Genomic DNA, 481 nt, shown 5'->3' with positions numbered 1-481 from the left:
ATATAGTGTTCCACCTCCGGCAGCTCTAGTAAGTGTACCAAGTTTTTGAATTTGAAGATCTACATCTACCGGAGTCTGCGTGCCGTCGTCCTGCTCGTATACAGCGGATGCCTGAATAAAGGGAAGAACTTCTGAGGTATTTATGGATTCAGCTTCTAAAACATGACTGTCTGTCTTGGCGATAAGGGCGTCTATTTCAGCTTGGCGTGCGTCAGTCGGTTGATACGACGCTCCGACTTGAAACATGGTTGTAGATACCAGGACTGCCAAACAAACCAGCACACTAAAAATTCGCTTTTTCATGACTTGTTACCCGTCCTTTCAAATAAACACAACTTTCACTTGGTATGGTGACTTAAGAGACATTTGAGTCCTCTCTATACATAAGCATAGATGCCTAGACCCAATAAATATAAACGTATTGTGATTATCACTCCTCATAAGTAGGTTATAGTATTAAACCTTGGCATATCCCCTCCCC

1 protein-coding gene is annotated in these 481 nt (G+C 42.6%); it reads right to left on the bottom strand.

What is annotated here, in order from left to right:
* On the bottom strand, positions 1-303 hold a 303-nt coding region (locus RX395_RS10005; RefSeq protein ID WP_316367349.1), incomplete at its 3' end, for a hypothetical protein.
* Positions 304-481: the final 178 nt, after the last annotated feature.

Source organism: Collinsella aerofaciens (assembly GCF_032584215.1).
Taxonomy (GTDB): Bacteria; Actinomycetota; Coriobacteriia; order Coriobacteriales; family Coriobacteriaceae; genus Collinsella.
Note: the sequence above shows the minus strand (reverse complement) of the source record. Positions and strands in the feature narration are given on the sequence as shown.